Origin of the sequence: Pararhodospirillum oryzae (genome assembly GCF_007992075.1) — a bacterium.
Taxonomy (GTDB): domain Bacteria; phylum Pseudomonadota; class Alphaproteobacteria; order Rhodospirillales; family Rhodospirillaceae; genus Pararhodospirillum; species Pararhodospirillum oryzae.
Window position 1 is genome coordinate 1 of sequence record NZ_BJZO01000193.1, and the last position, 827, is coordinate 827.

General features: G+C 79.3%; 2 protein-coding genes. Both read right to left on the minus strand.

Annotated elements, in window-relative coordinates; translation table 11 throughout:
- Nucleotides 1–426: hypothetical protein (locus tag ROR02_RS16465; RefSeq protein ID WP_218032842.1), on the minus strand; the 426-nt coding region annotated here is incomplete at its 3' end.
- Nucleotides 416–827 (minus strand): hypothetical protein (locus ROR02_RS16470; RefSeq protein WP_218032843.1); only part of this gene is annotated, 412 nt, incomplete at its 5' end. The genes ROR02_RS16465 and ROR02_RS16470, both read right to left, overlap by 11 nt.

Sequence of the window (827 nt, forward strand, 5' to 3'; positions counted from 1 at the left end):
GGCGCCCATCAGGTCGGCGGTGCGCGCCACCTGGGCGCCCGATCGTTCGGCCGCCGCGCCCACCCGGTCCAGCGGCGGCACGGCCGTGTCCACCCGGCCCAGGTCGCGGGCCGCGCGGGCCCCGGCGGCGGCGGTGTCGGTCAGGGCCCGCTCGGCCTCGGTGGCGGTCCGGTCGATCTCGGCCAACCCCTGACCGGCCCGCGCCGCGCCCTGGCCGGCCGACCCCAGCCGCTGCCCGGCCGTCTCGGCGCCCGCGCCCACCCGCGCCAGCCCCTGGCCGGCGGTGCTTGCCCCCTGGCCCGTGCCCTGCGCGGCGCGCGTCCACTCCGTCAGCGCGGCCCGCGAGACCGTCAGCGCGCGCGTGACGCCCGATGCATCGGCGGTGAGGGTCAGGGAGACAAGCTGATGGGCGGCATTACCGGCCATGGTGCGATCCTTGGCGTTGGCGCTGGCGGGCCAGCATCAGGGTATTGGCCTCGGCCTGGGCCGCGTCGGCCAGGGCTTGCACCTGGGCCAGGGTCGCGGCCATCCGCCCCGACCGCACCGGCCACCCTCGGCCCTCCCACACCGCCATGGCGGTGCCCCAGTCCAGGCGCAGCAGCAGGCCGGAGTAATCGCTGATCACCCACTCCCGTTGCGCCACCAGGAACAGGCCCACCGCCTCGGCGTGGCCTGCCCACACGGCCACCACCGGCGGGGGCGGGGGCGGCGGCAGGGCGGGCGCCGCGCCGCCGGTCAGGACGGCGCGGTCGTCGGCGCGTCCTTGTCGCTCGGCGGCGTCGGCGTGCCCGGCGCCGTATCGGGCCCGCGCCCAGGCCCGGCCGACC